This is a genomic window from Dyella sp. KRB-257, from assembly GCF_049445995.1.
Lineage (GTDB): Bacteria > Pseudomonadota > Gammaproteobacteria > Xanthomonadales > Rhodanobacteraceae > Dyella_A.
Genome location: NZ_JBMSDZ010000020.1, coordinates 1 through 15,652 on the forward strand (window position 1 = coordinate 1; position 15,652 = coordinate 15,652).

Here is a 15,652-nt window from a genome sequence, read left to right on the forward strand (position 1 = left end):
TTCGTTCAACGCCGGCTTGCGCCCGCGCTTTACGTCACTGCGCTTCTTTTGTTCCATGAGAACCGTCCGCTCGTGAGACCTACGGCAGATTCTACAGGTTTGTTTTATTTTGTCGACACCCTCTCAGCCTTCCGCATGGACGCGGAAGCACTTCATCGACGGCCACAAGCGGCGGCGCTTGCGATATCGTGACGGCTATCTCTCTGGTCAACACACGGTGCCACCGCATGGCCCTGGGCACGGCCGAGCCCAAGCAGACGCTTGCCGGCACTGGTCCTACCAACGAATTCGACGGTTTCGTGCGATCGCAGCGCGAGACGCTGGTGCGCTTCCTGCACCGGCGCACGCGCTCGGCCGACGACGCCGAGGACCTGGCCCAGGAGAGCCTGACCCGGCTGATGCGCTACCGCGGCCACGCGCCGGAAACCTGGGCCGCGTTGCTCTACCGCATCGCGGTCAACGCCCTGCACGACCGCAGCCGGCGCGCCGCCAGCCATTTCGACGCGCAGCACGTGAGCCTGGATGACGACACGATCGAACTGCCCACCAGCGAACCGAGCCACGAGCAGCGCACCGCCTCACAGCAGGAGCTGGTGGCGCTGCAGCGCGCCCTGCTGCGCCTGCCGCAGCGTTGTCGGCAGATCTATCTGCTGAACCGGATCGAAGGCATGACGTACACCGAAATCGCCGACCACTGCGGGATCAGCGTCAAGGCGGTGGAGAAGCACATCAGCCGGGCCCTGCGCGTGCTGCGCGTGCGTCTCGGCGCCTTTCACACGGAGGTCCAACCATGAACCGCCACGCGATGGAACCGCGCTTCAACACCTTCCCCGACAGCGCCGAGGCCTGGCTGGCGCGCCTGCATTCGCCGACGCGCGGCCCGCAGGACGAGGAAGCCTTCGAGCGCTGGCGCGCCGCCGACCCGGACCACGCCGCCGCGTTCGCGGAAGTGGAATACCTGCACCGCAACGCCGCCATGCTGGCCGACGACCCGCTGCTGCGTGCGGTGGCGCGCGCGGCGCGGCGCGACCTCGCCCGCCGCCCGCCGGCGCGGCCGCAGCGCACCTGGTGGCTGGCCGCGGGCGTGGCCGCCGGCCTGCTGGTGGCGCTGGGGCTGGCCCAGATGGTGCGCAACGGCGCGCCGGTGGAACAGCATTACGCGACGGGCACCGGATTGCCGCAGTCGGTCACCCTCGCCGACGGCACCTTGGTGCAGCTCGATGCGCAGTCCAGCCTGGTCGCCCGCTTCAGCGCGCACCAGCGCGAGGTGGTCGTGCGCAACGGCCGCGCCCAGTTCCACGTGGCGCACGACGGCGCGCGGCCGTTCCTGGTGCAGGTCGACGGCAACGTGATCCGCGACATCGGCACCACGTTCCAGGTCAGCCGGCGCGCCGACGGCGTCACCGTGGGCCTGCTGGAAGGCCGCGTGTCGGTCAGCCGCGACACCGTGGGCCAGACCTGGACCAGCAACCTGGCCCCGGCGCAGCAACTGCACATCGACGCGCACGGCCGGGCCGCCGGCGTGGCGCCGCTGGACCTGGACCAGGCACGCGGCTGGACGCGCGGCGAACTGTCGTTCGACCAGCGCCGGCTCGACCGCCTGCTGCAGTCGATGAACCGCTACTCCACCACCCAGCTGCGGCTGGGCGATCCGGCGCTGGCCTCGCTCAAGGTCAGCGGCAGCTTCCATGCCGGCGACCAGGAAGCGCTGGCATCGGCGCTGGCACGGGGCTGGAAGCTGCGCGTGGAGCGCACCGGCGCCAACGAGCTGACCCTGTTGCCGCCTGCCGCCGGAGCGCACTGATCGCGATGCCCCGGCGCCACGTCGCGTTCGCCGCGCCCGGTCGTCGACGCGCCGCGCTCGGACTCGCGCTGGCGCTGTCGATCGCCTGCGCGGCGGCCGCCGGCACGCAGGCAGCGACCACCCGCCATTACCGCATCGCCGCCGGCGCCTCGCTCGACGACGCCCTGCGCCGCCTGGCCCACCGCGGCAACATCCAGTTGCTCTATGCGCCGGAGCTGACCGCCCACCGGCGTGCCATCGCGCTGGAAGGCGACTTCACCGCCGCGGACGCGCTGGCGCGCCTGCTGCAGGGCAGCGGGCTCGTCGCCGAGGCGGTCAATGCCGACACCTTCGTGCTGCGCCGCGCCGCGACCGCACCGGCGCCCGCACCCGCGGCACCGCGCACGTTGCCGGCGGTGCCGCTGGAAAACGTGCCCGTGCCGCTGCTGACGGTGGAAGTCACCGGCACCCACCTGCGCCGCACCGCGCTGGAAACCGCCTCGCCGCTGACCGTGATCGACCGCCGGCAGATCGAGCACAGCGGCTACCAGACCCTGTTCGAGCTGTTGCGCGCCCAGCCGGGCGTACGCGTGAACAACGCTCCGGTCGCGCTGAGCGACAACGCGCTGTACCAGGTCAACGGCCTGTCCGGCGCCACCGGCGCGGCGGCGGTGGACCTGCACGGGCTGGGCGCCACCGCCACGCTGTTCCTGGTCGACGGCCAGCGCATGGCCGGCTACGGCCTGTCGCAGGGCGAGTTCAGCCTGGTCAACGATCTGGAGAGCATCCCGCTGTCGCTGGTCGAGCGGGTGGAAGTGCTGCGCGACGGCGCCTCGGCGATCTACGGCTCCGACGCCATGGCCGGCGTGGTGAACATCATCCTGCGCAAGCACTTCGAAGGCGTGGCGCTGGACGGCAACACCGGCATCTCCTCGCGCGGCGACGCCGCGCAGCATCGCGGCACGGCGAGTTTCGGCACCGCGTTCGGCCACGGCGGCCACCTCGTGCTCGGCGCCGACTACCTCGACCGCGCGCCCCTGCTGGGCAGCGCGCGCCGCTGGGCGCGCAACGGCGGCGACGGCGGCGACGGCACCTACTACTTCGACGGCGGCCAGATCGGCTACGGCAATACGGGCGGCGGCTGCACGCGGATCACGCTGGACGGCCCGTGCACCAATACCTCCGGTCCGCTCACCACGCTGCAGACGGGGCTGGACAGCCGCTCGCTGCTGGCCCACCTCGACCATCCGCTGGGTACGCTCGAGGCCTACGCCGACCTGCGCTGGAACATGGTGCGCCAGCGCCAGCAGACCGGGCCGGCCACCGAACAGCTGCTGATCTACGACCCCGCCACACCGCAGGGCTCGCGGGTGGTGAACTACGCCTTCAGCGACGTCGGCCCGATCCGCGATGCGACGCAGTCGCGCAGCACCCAGCTCAGCGTGGGCCTGCGCGGCCATCCCGGCGACTGGCAGTGGGACCTGCGGCTGGACGATCAGCACAACGCCGGCACCGACCGCGCGCGCGGCCTGCTGCGCTCCAGCGTGCTCGACCAGGCGCTGGCCGACGGCAGCTACCGGCCCGGCGGCCACAACGATCCGGCCCTGCTCGCCGCGCTGTCGCCCGAGCTGCTGCGCACCGGCCGCACCAGCCAGAGCGGTTTCAGCCTGCGCGCCGATGGCCCGCTGGCGCAGTGGCGGCTGGGCGAGGTGGGCCTCGCCGCCGGCATCGAGGGCTACCGCGAACAGTTGGACGACCAGCCCGATCCACTGCTGATCGCCAACGACGTGTTCCAGTTCCAGCCGCCGTACGTGCGCCGCGGCAACCGCTGGATCTCCGCCGCCTACGTGGAAATGGACATGCCGCTGGCGCAGGGATTCACCGCCAACGTGGCGGCCCGCGCCGACCACAGCGGCGGCTTCGGCTGGGCCTTCTCGCCGCGGCTGGGACTGAAGTGGGACGTCACCGACAGCGTGAGTTTCCGCGGCACCATCGCCCGCGGCTACCGCGCGCCGACCCTGCCCGAACTCGACCGCCCGCAGGCGCTGCTGCCCACCGGCGTGCGGGTGGAAGTGCCCGACGCGCTGCTGCCGTGCGTGAACGCCCGCCCGGTCGGCTCCGGCTATTCGCTGTGCACGCTGCGGCTGGACAGCGTGAGCAATCCCCACCTGCAGCCGGAGCGCTCGCGCAGCCTCACCTTCGGCGTGGTGCTGGCGCCCACCCCGGCACTGGGCATCGCGCTGGACGTCTACCAGGTCGACCGCCGCCACGAGATCCGCGCGCTGCCGGTGTCCTACGCGCTGGATCATCCGGACGCCTATCCCGAACTGTTCCGGCGCGACGCCCAGGGCGCGCTGTACGCCTTCGACCAGCAACTGGTGAATCTGGGCAAGACGATGGTGCGCTCGTTCGACCTCGACGTGCGCTACCGGCTCGACACCGCGCACCGGGGCAGCTTCAGCTTCAGCCTCGGCGTGGACTGGCTGTCCAGGCTGCGCCGGCAGATCGAGCCGGGCGCCCTGCCGGACGTCTACGACGGCTATGCCGACCAGCCCAAGGCCACCGCACTGGCCGGGGTGGAATGGACGCGCGGCAACTGGGTCGCCACCGCCAACCTGCGCTACACCGGGCACTACGCCTACCGGACCAGCGCCAACAGCCTGCTGACCTGCCCGAAGGAGCTGCGCGCGGCCGGCCACTGCAGCACGCCGGCGTTCACCCTGCTCGACCTCAACCTCGACTACGGCGGCTTCGGGCACTGGCGGATCGGCGTCAACGTGCACAATGCGCTCGATCACCACCCGCGCTACTTCGGCCGTCCCTCGCTGACCTACAGCCCGTCGTTCGACGACGTGGTGGGGCGCTATTTCCTGCTCAGCTTCCACTACCAGCGCTGATGCCGGAACCGGCCGCGACGCGCGTCACGTCGCGCGGATGGTTGCAATTGCACCTGTTGACTGCACTGCAGCAAGGCCCGTAACGTCGAACACATGTCGACCGACAACGCCCCTGCCAGCCTCCGCTCCGCGCACCTCCCCGGTGTGGCGCGCCGCGCTGGCGGGCGCTGTGTCGACACCCTCTCCTGCGCCACGACCATTACCACCACGACCATTACCACTCGGTCGGGGTGGGTGTCCGTGCGCGACTAGCTTCATCACACGCAACGGCCCCGCCCTCGACGAGGCGGGCCGGCGTACACCACCGATACCGCCAGAAGAGCACGGGCCTCATCCGGAGGCTTACGTGAATACCTGCGCACCCCCACTGCTCGAACATCCCAAACCGCTGCCGTCGGCGTCCGCGCCGGCGGCCGCCTCCCCGCGCAGCCGGAAACTGGCGGTCGGCGTGATCGGCCCCGGCCGGGTGGGCAGCGCCCTGCTCGACCAGCTGCGCGCCGCGCAACCGCGGCTGGAGCGCGAAGGCCGCGTGCGGCTGCGCCTGCGCGGCGTGGTCGCCAGCAAGCGCATGTGGCTGGACTGCGACGACACCGAACTCAACGGCCGCGCCGGCGGTGCCCAGGTGTGGCGCCCGAACGACCTCGACGCCTTTGCCGCCCACGTGCGCGGCGGCAACGAGCCGCGCGACGCGCTGCTGATCGACTGCAGCGCCAGCGATGCGGTGGCCTCGCACTATCCGCGCTGGCTCGCCGCCGGGCTGCACGTGGTGACGCCGAACAAGCTCGCCGGCAGCGGCGAGCTGGCGCGCTGGCAGGCCATCCGCGCGGCGAGTGCCGCCAGCGGCGCGCGTTTCCGCTACGAGGCCACCGTATGCGCCGGCCTGCCGGTGGTGCAGACGCTGCGCGACCTGCTCGACACCGGCGACGAGCTGCTCGCGGTCGAGGGCATGTTCTCCGGCACGCTGGCCTGGCTGTGCAACCGCCACGACGGCGCGCAGCCGTTTTCCGCGCTGGTGCGCGAGGCCCACGCGCTGGGCTACACCGAGCCCGATCCGCGCGACGACCTGTCCGGCATGGACGTGGCGCGCAAGCTGGTGATCCTCGCCCGCGAGGCCGGCTGGGCGCTGTCGCTGGACGACGTGGCGGTGGAGAGCCTGGTGCCGGACACGCTGGCTGCGCTGTCGCGCGACGCCTTCATGGAGCGGCTGGACGAACTCGACGCGCCGATGGCCGCGCGGCTGGCCGAGGCGCATGCGCGCGGCGGCGTGCTGCGCCATGTCGCCCACCTCGACCGCGCCGGCCGCGCCAGCGTGAAGCTGGCGGTGCTACCGGCCGCGCACGCGTTCGCCCACTCGCGGCTCACCGACAACGTGGTGCAGTTCACCACCCGCCGCTACTGCGATAATCCGCTGCTGGTGCAGGGGCCGGGTGCCGGTCCCGAAGTCACCGCCGCCGGCATCTTCGCCGACCTGCTGCGCATCGCCGAATCGCTGGAGCTGCGCGCATGAACGCCCAACTGCGAGACCGCATGACCACCGCCCCGCAACGCGCCCTGCACGCCTGCGCCTTCGCCCCCGCCTGCGTGGGCAACGTCGGCGTCGGCTTCGACATCCTCGGCCACTCCATGGCCGGCGCCGGCGATCGCGCCGAGGTGCGCCGCATCGACGAGCCGCTGGTGCGCATCGCCGCGATCCGCGGCGTGGTCACCGAGCTGCCGCTCGATCCGCAGCGCAACACCGCCGGCATGGCGCTGGTATCGCTGCGCAAGGCGCTGGGCCTGGCGCACGGCTTCGAGCTGACCCTGCACAAGGGCATCGCGCTGGGTTCGGGCATGGCCGGTTCGGCGGCCTCCTGCGTGGCCGCGCTGGTCGCGGCCAACGCCCTGCTGGAACGGCCGCTGCCACCGGAGTCGCTGTACGGCTTCGCGCTGGACGGCGAGGCGGTGGCCAGCGGCAGCCGCCACGGCGACAACATCGGCCCGATGCTGCTGGGCGGCCTGGTGCTGGCCACCCACGACCGGCTGGTGCGTATCCCGGTGCCCGCCGGCTGGCACTGTGCGCTGGTGCATCCGCACCTCGTGCTGGAAACGCGCAAGGCGCGCGCCGCGCTGGCCGGCGACTACCCGCTGGGCAGCTTCGTCAGCCAGAGCGCCAACCTCGCGCTGGTGCTGGCCGGCTGCTACCGCGGCGAGGCCGCGCTGGTGCGCGAAGGCCTGAAGGACGTGCTGGTGGAACCGCGCCGCGCGCCGCTGGTGCCGAATTTCGCCCGCGTGAAGCAGGCCGCGCTGGAGCACCGCGCGATGGGCGCCAGCATCTCCGGCGCCGGGCCCAGCGTGTTCGGCTGGTACGAGCACCGCGCCGACGCCGAGAACGCCGCCGTCGCCATGCGCGCCGCCTTTGCGGAAGCGGGACTGGACAGCGACGCGTTCGTCGCGCCGGTCGACGGGCCGGCGGCCAACGTGGTCGATGTCGGAGACGCCGTATGAGCCGAGCATTTCCTGTAGGAGCGCACCCTGTGCGCGAAAGCATTTTCGCTGTGCGCGGAAGCATTTTGCCGGTGACACGCATGGCGCCGGAAGCGGTCGCGCACAGGGTGCGCTCCTACACGAGGTGGCCATGAGCGGAGTGTTGCGCTACGTCAGCACCCGCGGCAGCAGCCCGGCCGCAACCTTGAGCGAGGCCATCGCCGCCGGCCTCGCCCCGGATGGCGGCCTCTACGTGCCCGAGACGATGCCGCGGCTGGACGTCGCCGCCTTCGACCCGCACGGCACGCTGGCCGACACCGCCACCACCGTGCTCGCACCGTTCTTCGCCGGCGATCCGCTGGCCGGGGCGCTGCCGGCGATCTGCGCCGAGGCGCTGGATTTCCCGGTGCCGCATCGCGCGCTGCCGGCCGACGGCGCCCACGTGCTGGAGCTGTTCCACGGCCCCACCGCGGCGTTCAAGGACGTCGGCGCGCGCTTCCTCGCCGCCTGCCTGGCGCGGCTGCCGCGCCGCGACGCGCGGCCGCTGACCATCCTGGTCGCCACCTCCGGCGATACCGGCGCGGCGGTCGGCGCGGCCTTCCACGGCCGGCCCGGGGTGCGGGTGCTGATCTTGTATCCGGCCGGCAAGGTCTCGCCGCGGCAGGCGCACCAGCTCGGCTGCTTCGGCGGCAACGTCAGCGCGCTGCGCGTGGCCGGCCGCTTCGACGACTGCCAGCGCATGGTCAAGGCCGCGCTCAACGACGCCGCGCTGCAGGCCGTGGTGCCACTGTCCTCGGCCAACAGCATCAGCCTCGGCCGCCTGCTGCCGCAGATGAGCTACTACGCGCACACCGCACTGGCCTGGTGGCGCGAACGAGGGCAGCCGCTGAACCTGATCGTGCCCACCGGCAATCTCGGCAACGCGCTGGCCGCGCTGTGGGTGCGCGCACTGGGCCTGCCGATCGGCCGCGTGCACCTGGCCTGCAACGCCAACGCCACGTTGCCGGAGTTCCTCGGCGGCGCCGACTACCGCCCGCGCGAAGCGGTGGCGACGATCGCCAACGCGATGGACGTGGGCGCGCCGAGCAACGTCGAGCGCCTGCGCTGGCTGTTCGATGACGCCACGCTGCGCCGCGAGCTGCCCGGCACCGGCGTGGACGACGACGCCATCCGCGCCACCATCGCCCGTCATGCCAGCGAGCACGGCGAGGAGTTCTGCCCGCACACTGCCACCGCCGTGCACGTGCTCGACGCGCTGCGCGCAGCGGGCAACCGCGACGACTGGACCGTCGTCGCCACCGCCCATCCGGCCAAGTTCGAGAGCGTGGTGGAGCCGCTGGTCGGGCATCCGCTGGCGGTGCCGGCCGCGCTGGCGGCGATGCTGGCGCGCCCGGCACACGCCGCGCCGTTGCCGGCCACGGACGATGCACTGCGCCGCGTGCTGCGCGAACACGCGACGGCCTGATCGGGGCCGGGCACTGTCGCCCCGGGGCGACGGCATAGGAAAATGCGCGGGACGGCGGCCGCAGAGCCGCCGCTTTTTCCAACCACCGCCCCGGGGACACCATCATGTCGATCGCATCCACGCCGCGCCGCGCGGCGCTCGCCGGTTCCATTCTCGCTGGGCTCTGCCTGTCTGCCGTGCACGCGCAGGACACCGCCGCCGAACACATCAAGACCACCGAGCTGCAGACGGTGAAGGTCACCGCCTCCAAGCGGGTGGAGAACCTGCAGAAGGTGCCGATGTCGCTGACCGTGATCACCCCGGAGAAGCTGGAGGCCTTCGGCCAGTCCGGCGACGGCGTGCTGCAGCTGGCCTCGCGCGCGCCCAGCGTGTACGCCGAAACCTCCTACGGCCGCGAGTTTCCGCGCTTCTACATCCGCGGGCTGGGCAACAGCGACTTCGACCTCAACGCCTCGCAGCCGGTGTCGATGGTGTACGACGACATCGTGCAGGAGAACCCGATCCTCAAGGGCTTCCCGCTGTTCGACCTGGCCCAGGTGGAAGTGCTGCGCGGCCCGCAGGGCACGCTGTTCGGCCGCAACTCGCCGGCCGGCGTGATCAAGTTCGAGTCGGTGCGCCCGAGCCAGGAAACCTCCGGCTACGCGCGCGTCTCGTACGGCTCGCTGGGCACCGCCAACGCCGAGGCGGCGCTGGGCGGCGCGCTGGGCGGGCACTGGTCCGGCCGCATATCGGCGCTGGCGCAGCACCGCGACAACTGGATCGACAACACCTTCACCGGCAAGGCCAACGCGCTGGGCGGTTACAACGAGCGCGCCGTGCGCCTGCAGGCGCTGTACGAGGACGGCGGCTTCAGTGCGCTGGTCAATACCCACGCGCGCTGGCTGAACGGCACCGCCACGGTGAACCGCGCCAATGCGATCACGCTGGGCAGCAACCAGTTCGTGCCCGGCTTCCAGCGCGACCAGGTGGCGCAAGACGGCCGCAACCAGCAGCACCTGTTCACCTGGGGCAGCAACCTGCACCTGGACTGGAACCTCGGCGATTACAGCGTCACCTCGATCACCGGGCTGGAACACGCCACCACCTACAGCCTGGGCGACGTGGACGGCGGCTACGGCGCGGTGTTCCACCTGCCGATGGGTCCGGGCTTCATCCCGTTCCCGTCCGAGACCGCCGACGCGATGCCGCACGATCGCCAGATCACCCAGGAGTTCCGCCTGGCCAGCAACCGCCGGGATCGCCTGAACTGGCAGGTCGGCACCTACTATTTCGACGAAGACATCGCGATCAGCAACTTCGACTACGCCACCTTCAACAACCACGCGCTGGACGGCTACGCCAGGCAGACCCAGCGCACCCGGGCGTGGGCGGTGTTCGGCTCGGTCAACTACCAACTGGCCGACGATTTCGAGCTGCGCGCCGGCACCCGCTACTCGCACGACCAGCGCGACTTCCGCGTCGACCGCCTGCTCTCGCCGCTCGGCGCGCCGCCGCTCACGCTCACCGCCAACCCGAACGACTCGCGCTGGAGCGGCGACCTCACCGGCACCTGGACGCTGAGCCCGAACGTCAACGTCTACGCCCGCGTGGCCAACGGCTTCCGTGCGCCCAGCGTGCAGGGCCGCGTGCTGTTCTCCGACTTCATCTCGCAGGCCAGGCCGGAGACGATCACCTCCTACGAGCTGGGCCTGAAGTCCACCGGCATGGACAACCACGTGCGCTTCAACGCCGACGTGTACAGCTACACCATGCACAACGAGCAGCTCACCGCGGTGGGCGGCGACATCAACATCACTCGCCTGATCAACGCCAGGAAGACCGAGGGCTACGGTGCCGAGTTCGACCTGGAAGCCTACCTCACGCCGAACTTCGTGCTCACCGCCGGCGGCAGCTACAACCACACCAAGCTGAAGGACCCGACCCTGGCGGTCGCCGTATGCGGCGCCCAGTGCACCGTGCTCGACCCGCGCAACGCCGACGGCAACGCGCTGATCGACGGCAACGTGCTGCCGAACGCGCCGCAGTGGATCGGTACCCTCACCGCCCGCTACGGCATCCCGTACGGCGACAGCGGCGAGTTCTTCGTCTACACCGACTGGAACTACCGCAGCGAGGTGAACTTCTTCCTCTACGACTCGGCCGAGTTCAAGGGCAAGCCGCTGCTCGAAGGCGGCCTGCGCGTGGGCTACAACTGGGACTACGGCCGCCGCGAGATCGCCCTGTACGGCCGCAACATCACCGACAAGCGCGCGCTGATCGGCGCAATTGACTTCAACAACCGCACGGGTTTCGTCAACGATCCGCGGGTGATCGGCGTGGAATTCCGCGCCGAGCTGTAAACCTGCTGCATCGCGCCATCGCCTTGGCGAGGTCGTGCCAGTCCATGCGACAACCCCTCGGGGCCGGCATCTGCCGGCCCCTGCTTTTTGCGGAGCAACCTGGCTGCCAGGCATGCAAGGGTGACGGTTTCGAAGCACGGAAATCGCGCAGCCGCATCGGCCGCGTGGCGGTTGCGGGCCGCGGAAAGCCCCCATTCGCAGCTCTTTGCGGCGCCAGGGCATCTTGCCGAAAACCCGCGAGTCCGCTCTTCCATACGCACGCGTTGGCGCTCATCGCTTGCCCTGCGTGGATCACGCCCGAAGCGCATATGGACATCTGGACGGCCAAATCATGTTTTCCGCATGGATTCACATGAAACTGTTGACGCCACCTTTTCCGCTGCCCTATGGTCGGTCCATGTCGCAGCGCAACAGCCACCGCAGCCTCTCCCTGAGCCGTCGCCCCACGACGGTGGGCGACCCGCTGCCGGTCGGCGGCGGCCTCCTTCTCATTTCCCTTGTACTCGTACTCCTCATTACCAGCGGAGGTGCGGGCTAGCGGCTGCGTCCAGGCAAGAGCAACACACCTGAGACACCCCCAGACCCCGCACCGACACCGGCGCGGGGTTTTTTTTGGCCCGCGTGCCGCCCCTCCCGGAGACACCGATGAATCCCGAGCACGACGTAGCCACACCCACTGCCGAAGACCGCGTGCGGATCTTCGACACCACTCTGCGCGACGGCGAGCAGGCGCCCGGCTTCTCGATGGACCGGCGCGCCAAGCTGCGCATGGCGCAGGCGCTGGAGGCACTGGGCGTGGACGTGCTCGAGGCGGGCTTCCCGCAGGCCTCGCCGGACGATTTCGCCGCCGTGTCGGAGATCGCCCGCACGCTGAAAACCACCACCGTGTGCGGTCTCGCCCGCTGCCAGGACGGCGACATCGACACTGCCGCCCGCGCGCTGGAAAAGGCGCAGCGCGCGCGCATCCACGTGTTCCTCTCCACCAGTCCGCTGCACCGCGAGCACAAGCTGCGCATGAGCAGGGCGCAGGTGCTGGATGCCGCCATCAAGGCGGTCGAGCGCGCCGTGCAGCTCTGCCACGAAGTCGAGTTCTCCGCCGAAGACGCCCTTCGCACCGAGCCCGACTTCCTGGCGGAGGTGTTCAGCGCCGCGGTCGCCGCCGGCGCCACCACGCTCAACGCGCCGGACACCGTGGGCTACACCACACCGTCGGAGATGATCGAGCTGTTCACCTACCTGCGCGCGCACGTGCACGGCGCGGAGAAAGTGATCTTCTCCAGCCACTGCCATGACGACCTGGGGATGGCGGTGGCCAACTCGATGGCCGCGATCAGCGCCGGCGCGCGCCAGGTGGAATGCACCATCAACGGCATCGGCGAGCGCGCCGGCAACGCGGCGCTGGAGGAGATCGTGATGGCGCTGAAGGTGCGCGCGCCGCACTTCGGCGTGGACACCGGCATCGACACGCGCCGGCTCTATCCCACCTCGCGCCTGCTCACCCAGCTCACCGGCCAGGCGGTGCCGCGCAACAAGGCGATCGTCGGCGAGAACGCGTTCGCGCACGAGTCGGGCATCCACCAGCACGGCATGCTCAAGCACCGCGGCACCTACGAAATCATGCGCCCGCAGGACGTCGGCATCGCCGAGACGAAGCTGGTGCTGGGCAAGCACTCCGGCCGCGCCGCGCTGCGCCAGCGACTGGAAGCGCTGGGCCACGCGCCGGACGAGGCGGCGATGGAGGACATCCTGGCCCGCTTCAAGACGCTGGCCGACAAGAAGCGCGAGATCCACGACGAGGATCTGGAAGCCCTGGCGCTGGGCCAGGACCCGCAGGCGACCGGGCCGTGGCGGATCGTGCAGCTCAACAGCAGCACGCACCAGGGCAGCGCCTCCGCCTCGGTGAAGCTCGCCCACGACGATGGCCGCGATGCCAGCGAGGCGGCGATCGGCGACGGCCCGGTCGACGCCGTGCTGCGCGCGATCGAGCGCGCCACCGGCCATGCGGTGGAACTGACCGACTTCAGCGTGCGCGCGGTCAGCGAAGGCGGCGACGCGCAGGGCCAGGCCAAGCTCACCGCGCGCCACGCCGGCCGCGACTGGCGCGGCCACGGCATCAGCACCGACATCGTCGAAGCCACCGCGCTGGCCGCGCTGGCCATCGTCAACCGCATCGAGCGCCAGTGCGCGCAAGACCCCAACCCGCCCGCTTCTGATGAAGAGTGCGGCCATGGAAGGCCGCTTGTTGACCTTCGCGCGAACGGACGCGCGCACAAGGAAACCCACCGATGAGCACACCCTTCCTCTGGCACAACGGCCGCCTGGTGCCGTGGGCCGACGCCACCGTCCACGTCACCACGCACGCGCTGCACTACGGCTCGTCGGTGTTCGAGGGCGAGCGCGTGTATGCCACGCCGGCCGGCCCGGCGTACTTCCGCCTCGCCGACCACACCGCGCGGCTGTTCGAGTCCGCGCGCGTGTACGACATCGCCATCGGCTACAGCGAGGAGGAGATCAACCAGGCCTGCCGCGAGCTGATCCGCGCCAACGCGATGCCTTCGGCCTACGTGCGGCCGATCGTGTTCCGCGGTGCCGGCGGGCTGGGCGTGCTGCCGAAGGACGGCGCGCCGGTGGACGTGGCGATCATGGCGATGGCGTGGGGTGCCTACCTCGGCGACGCGCGCGAGAAGGGCGCCGACGTGTGCGTGTCGTCCTGGCATCGGCCGGCGCCGAACACCTTGCCGAGCTGGGCCAAGGCCGGCGGCAACTACCTGTCCAGCCAGCTGATCGCGGCCGAAGCGCGCCGCGGCGGCTACGACGAGGGCATCGCCCTGGGCCACAACGGCCTGCTCAGCGAGGGCGCGGGCGAAAACCTGTTCCTGGTCAGGAAGGGCAAGCTGCTCACCCCGCCGACCAGCGCCGGCATTCTCGCCGGCATCACCCGCGACAGCGTGATCACGCTGGCCGCGGATCTCGGCCTCGTGGTGGAAGAGCGCGACCTGCCGCGCGAGGCGTTGTACAGCGCCGACGAGATCTTCATGACCGGCACCGCCGCCGAGATCACGCCGGTGCGCTCGGTCGACCGCAAGGTCGTCGGCAACGGCAGGCCCGGCCCGATCACCCGCGCCCTGCAGGATGCCTTTTTCGGCCTGTTCGACGGCCGCACCGAGGACCGCTGGGGCTGGCTGGAGGCGATCGATGCGCCTGCCGCGGCCGCCCACGTTCGCCCGCCCCATTCCCAACCCGCCTCCCAGGAGATCCCGGCGTGACGGCTCCGAAGACCCTGTTCGAAAAAATCTGGGACGCCCACGTGGTGGCGCCCGAAAGCACCGACACCCCGGCGGTGCTCTACGTCGACCTGCACCTGGTGCACGAGGTGACCTCGCCGCAGGCGTTCACCGAGCTGCGCGAGCGCGGGCTCAAGCCCCGCCGCCCCGACCGCATGCTGGCCACGCTGGACCACTCCACCCCCACCCTGCCCGCCGGCGCGGACGGCGAGCGTCCCTACGCCAATGCCGAGGCCAAGGCGCAGGTGGCCCAGCTGGAAGCGAACTGCCGCGAGTTCGGCATCGCCCTGCACGGCTGGGACAGCGCCGAGCGCGGCATCGTGCACGTGATCGGCCCGGAGCTGGGCGCCACCCGGCCGGGCATGACCATCGTCTGCGGCGACAGCCACACCTCCACCCACGGGGCGTTCGGCGCGCTGGCGTTCGGCATCGGCACCACCGAGGTGGGCCACGTGATGGCCACGCAATGCCTGCTGCAGCGCAAGCCGAAGACGCTGGCGATCCACGTCGACGGCGCACTGCCCAAGGGCGTGGGCGCGAAGGATCTGATCCTGCACATCATCGGCCGGATCGGCGTGGACGGCGGCACCGGCCACGTCATCGAGTACCGCGGCCCGGCGATCGCGGCGCTGTCGATGGAAGAGCGCATGACGGTGTGCAACATGTCGATCGAGGCGGGCGCGCGCGCCGGCCTGATCGCCCCGGACGAGACCACCTTCGCCTGGCTCAAGGGCCGCCCGCACGCGCCGCAGGGCGCCGCCTGGGACGCCGCCGTGGCACGCTGGAAGCAGCTGCCCAGCGATCCCGGCGCACGCTACGACCGCGAGGTGCGCATCGACGCCGCCGCGGTGAAGCCCACTGTCACCTACGGCACCCATCCGGGCATGGCGATCGCGATGGACGCGCCGGTGCCGGCCGCCCGCAACGCGCAGGAAAAGCGCGCGCTCGACTACATGCGCAGCGAGGCCGGCCAGCCGATGCAGGGCACGCCGGTGGACGTGGTGTTCATCGGCAGCTGCACCAACTCGCGGCTGTCCGACCTGCGCGAAGCGGCCGGCGTGCTGCGCGGCCGCCGCGTCGCCGACGGCGTGCGCATGCTGGTGGTGCCCGGCTCTGAGGCGGTGCGCCGCGACGCCGAGCGCGAGGGTCTGCACGAGGTGTTCGCCGCCGCCGGCGCCGAATGGCGCGTGCCCGGCTGCTCGATGTGCATCGCCATGAACGGCGACCTCGCCCAGCCCGGCCAGCTCGTGGTGAGCACCTCCAACCGCAACTTCGAAGGCCGCCAGGGCAAGGGCGCGCGCACCGTGCTGGCCAGCCCCGCCACCGCGGCGGCCTCGGCCGTCGCGGGGCGCATCGCCGATCCGCGGGAATACCTGGTGGAGGTGGCGGCATGAAGATTGACGCTCACCGCGCACTGCTCC

At 71.2% G+C, this 15,652-nt stretch carries 11 protein-coding genes; all 11 read left to right on the top strand.

All coding sequences use genetic code 11. The features are described 5' to 3' along the window. Nucleotides 1-192 (top strand): hypothetical protein (locus ACO2Q2_RS13955; RefSeq protein ID WP_423256405.1); only part of this gene is annotated, 192 nt, incomplete at its 5' end. Between the two features lie 35 nt (nt 193-227). Beyond that, on the top strand, nt 228-794 hold the full coding sequence (locus tag ACO2Q2_RS13960) for an RNA polymerase sigma factor (RefSeq protein ID WP_423256406.1): 567 nt from the start codon (nt 228-230) through the stop codon (nt 792-794). Next, nucleotides 791-1,804, top strand: coding sequence for a FecR family protein (locus ACO2Q2_RS13965; protein ID WP_423256408.1), 1,014 nt, complete (start codon nt 791-793; stop codon nt 1,802-1,804). Before ACO2Q2_RS13960 ends, ACO2Q2_RS13965 begins: the two co-directional genes overlap by 4 nt. Nucleotides 1,805-1,809: 5 nt before the next feature. Continuing rightward, entirely contained in the window at nt 1,810-4,680 is a 2,871-nt protein-coding gene (locus ACO2Q2_RS13970; protein WP_423256409.1) for a TonB-dependent receptor domain-containing protein, read from the top strand. 346 nt (nt 4,681-5,026) lie between these two features. Then, nucleotides 5,027-6,187: a homoserine dehydrogenase gene (locus tag ACO2Q2_RS13975; protein WP_423256411.1), complete on the top strand. Its 1,161-nt coding sequence runs from the start codon at nt 5,027-5,029 to the stop codon at nt 6,185-6,187. After that, entirely contained in the window at nt 6,184-7,164 is a 981-nt protein-coding gene (locus ACO2Q2_RS13980) for a homoserine kinase (protein ID WP_423256413.1), read from the top strand. Before ACO2Q2_RS13975 ends, ACO2Q2_RS13980 begins: the two co-directional genes overlap by 4 nt. Before the next feature lie 130 nt (nt 7,165-7,294). Further along, complete coding sequence (gene thrC / locus ACO2Q2_RS13985; RefSeq protein WP_423256415.1) at nt 7,295-8,608, top strand: threonine synthase; 1,314 nt, start codon at nt 7,295-7,297, stop codon at nt 8,606-8,608. Between the two features lie 104 nt (nt 8,609-8,712). Beyond that, a complete protein-coding gene (locus ACO2Q2_RS13990) occupies nt 8,713-10,947 on the top strand; it encodes a TonB-dependent receptor (protein WP_423256417.1) in 2,235 nt (744 codons plus the stop codon). A 645-nt stretch (nt 10,948-11,592) separates the two neighbouring features. Further along, entirely contained in the window at nt 11,593-13,236 is a 1,644-nt protein-coding gene (locus tag ACO2Q2_RS13995) for a 2-isopropylmalate synthase (protein ID WP_423256419.1), read from the top strand. Beyond that, nucleotides 13,233-14,213: a branched-chain amino acid transaminase gene (locus tag ACO2Q2_RS14000; protein ID WP_423256420.1), complete on the top strand. Its 981-nt coding sequence runs from the start codon at nt 13,233-13,235 to the stop codon at nt 14,211-14,213. The genes ACO2Q2_RS13995 and ACO2Q2_RS14000 overlap by 4 nt, the downstream gene beginning before the upstream one ends. After that, nucleotides 14,210-15,625: a 3-isopropylmalate dehydratase large subunit gene (gene leuC / locus ACO2Q2_RS14005; protein ID WP_423256422.1), complete on the top strand. Its 1,416-nt coding sequence runs from the start codon at nt 14,210-14,212 to the stop codon at nt 15,623-15,625. Before ACO2Q2_RS14000 ends, leuC begins: the two co-directional genes overlap by 4 nt. Nucleotides 15,626-15,652: the final 27 nt, after the last annotated feature.

Bases quoted from the DNA above. Each gene is read 5' to 3' on its own strand.
- ACO2Q2_RS13960 (WP_423256406.1), top strand. From the start codon at position 228: ATGGCCCTGGGCACGGCCGAGCCCAAGCAGACGCTTGCCGGCACTGGT.
- ACO2Q2_RS13965 (WP_423256408.1), top strand. From the start codon at position 791: ATGAACCGCCACGCGATGGAACCGCGCTTCAACACCTTCCCCGACAGC.
- ACO2Q2_RS13970 (WP_423256409.1), top strand. From the start codon at position 1,810: ATGCCCCGGCGCCACGTCGCGTTCGCCGCGCCCGGTCGTCGACGCGCC.
- ACO2Q2_RS13980 (WP_423256413.1), top strand. From the start codon at position 6,184: ATGAACGCCCAACTGCGAGACCGCATGACCACCGCCCCGCAACGCGCC.
- thrC (WP_423256415.1), top strand. From the start codon at position 7,295: ATGAGCGGAGTGTTGCGCTACGTCAGCACCCGCGGCAGCAGCCCGGCC.
- ACO2Q2_RS13990 (WP_423256417.1), top strand. From the start codon at position 8,713: ATGTCGATCGCATCCACGCCGCGCCGCGCGGCGCTCGCCGGTTCCATT.
- ACO2Q2_RS13995 (WP_423256419.1), top strand. From the start codon at position 11,593: ATGAATCCCGAGCACGACGTAGCCACACCCACTGCCGAAGACCGCGTG.
- ACO2Q2_RS14000 (WP_423256420.1), top strand. From the start codon at position 13,233: ATGAGCACACCCTTCCTCTGGCACAACGGCCGCCTGGTGCCGTGGGCC.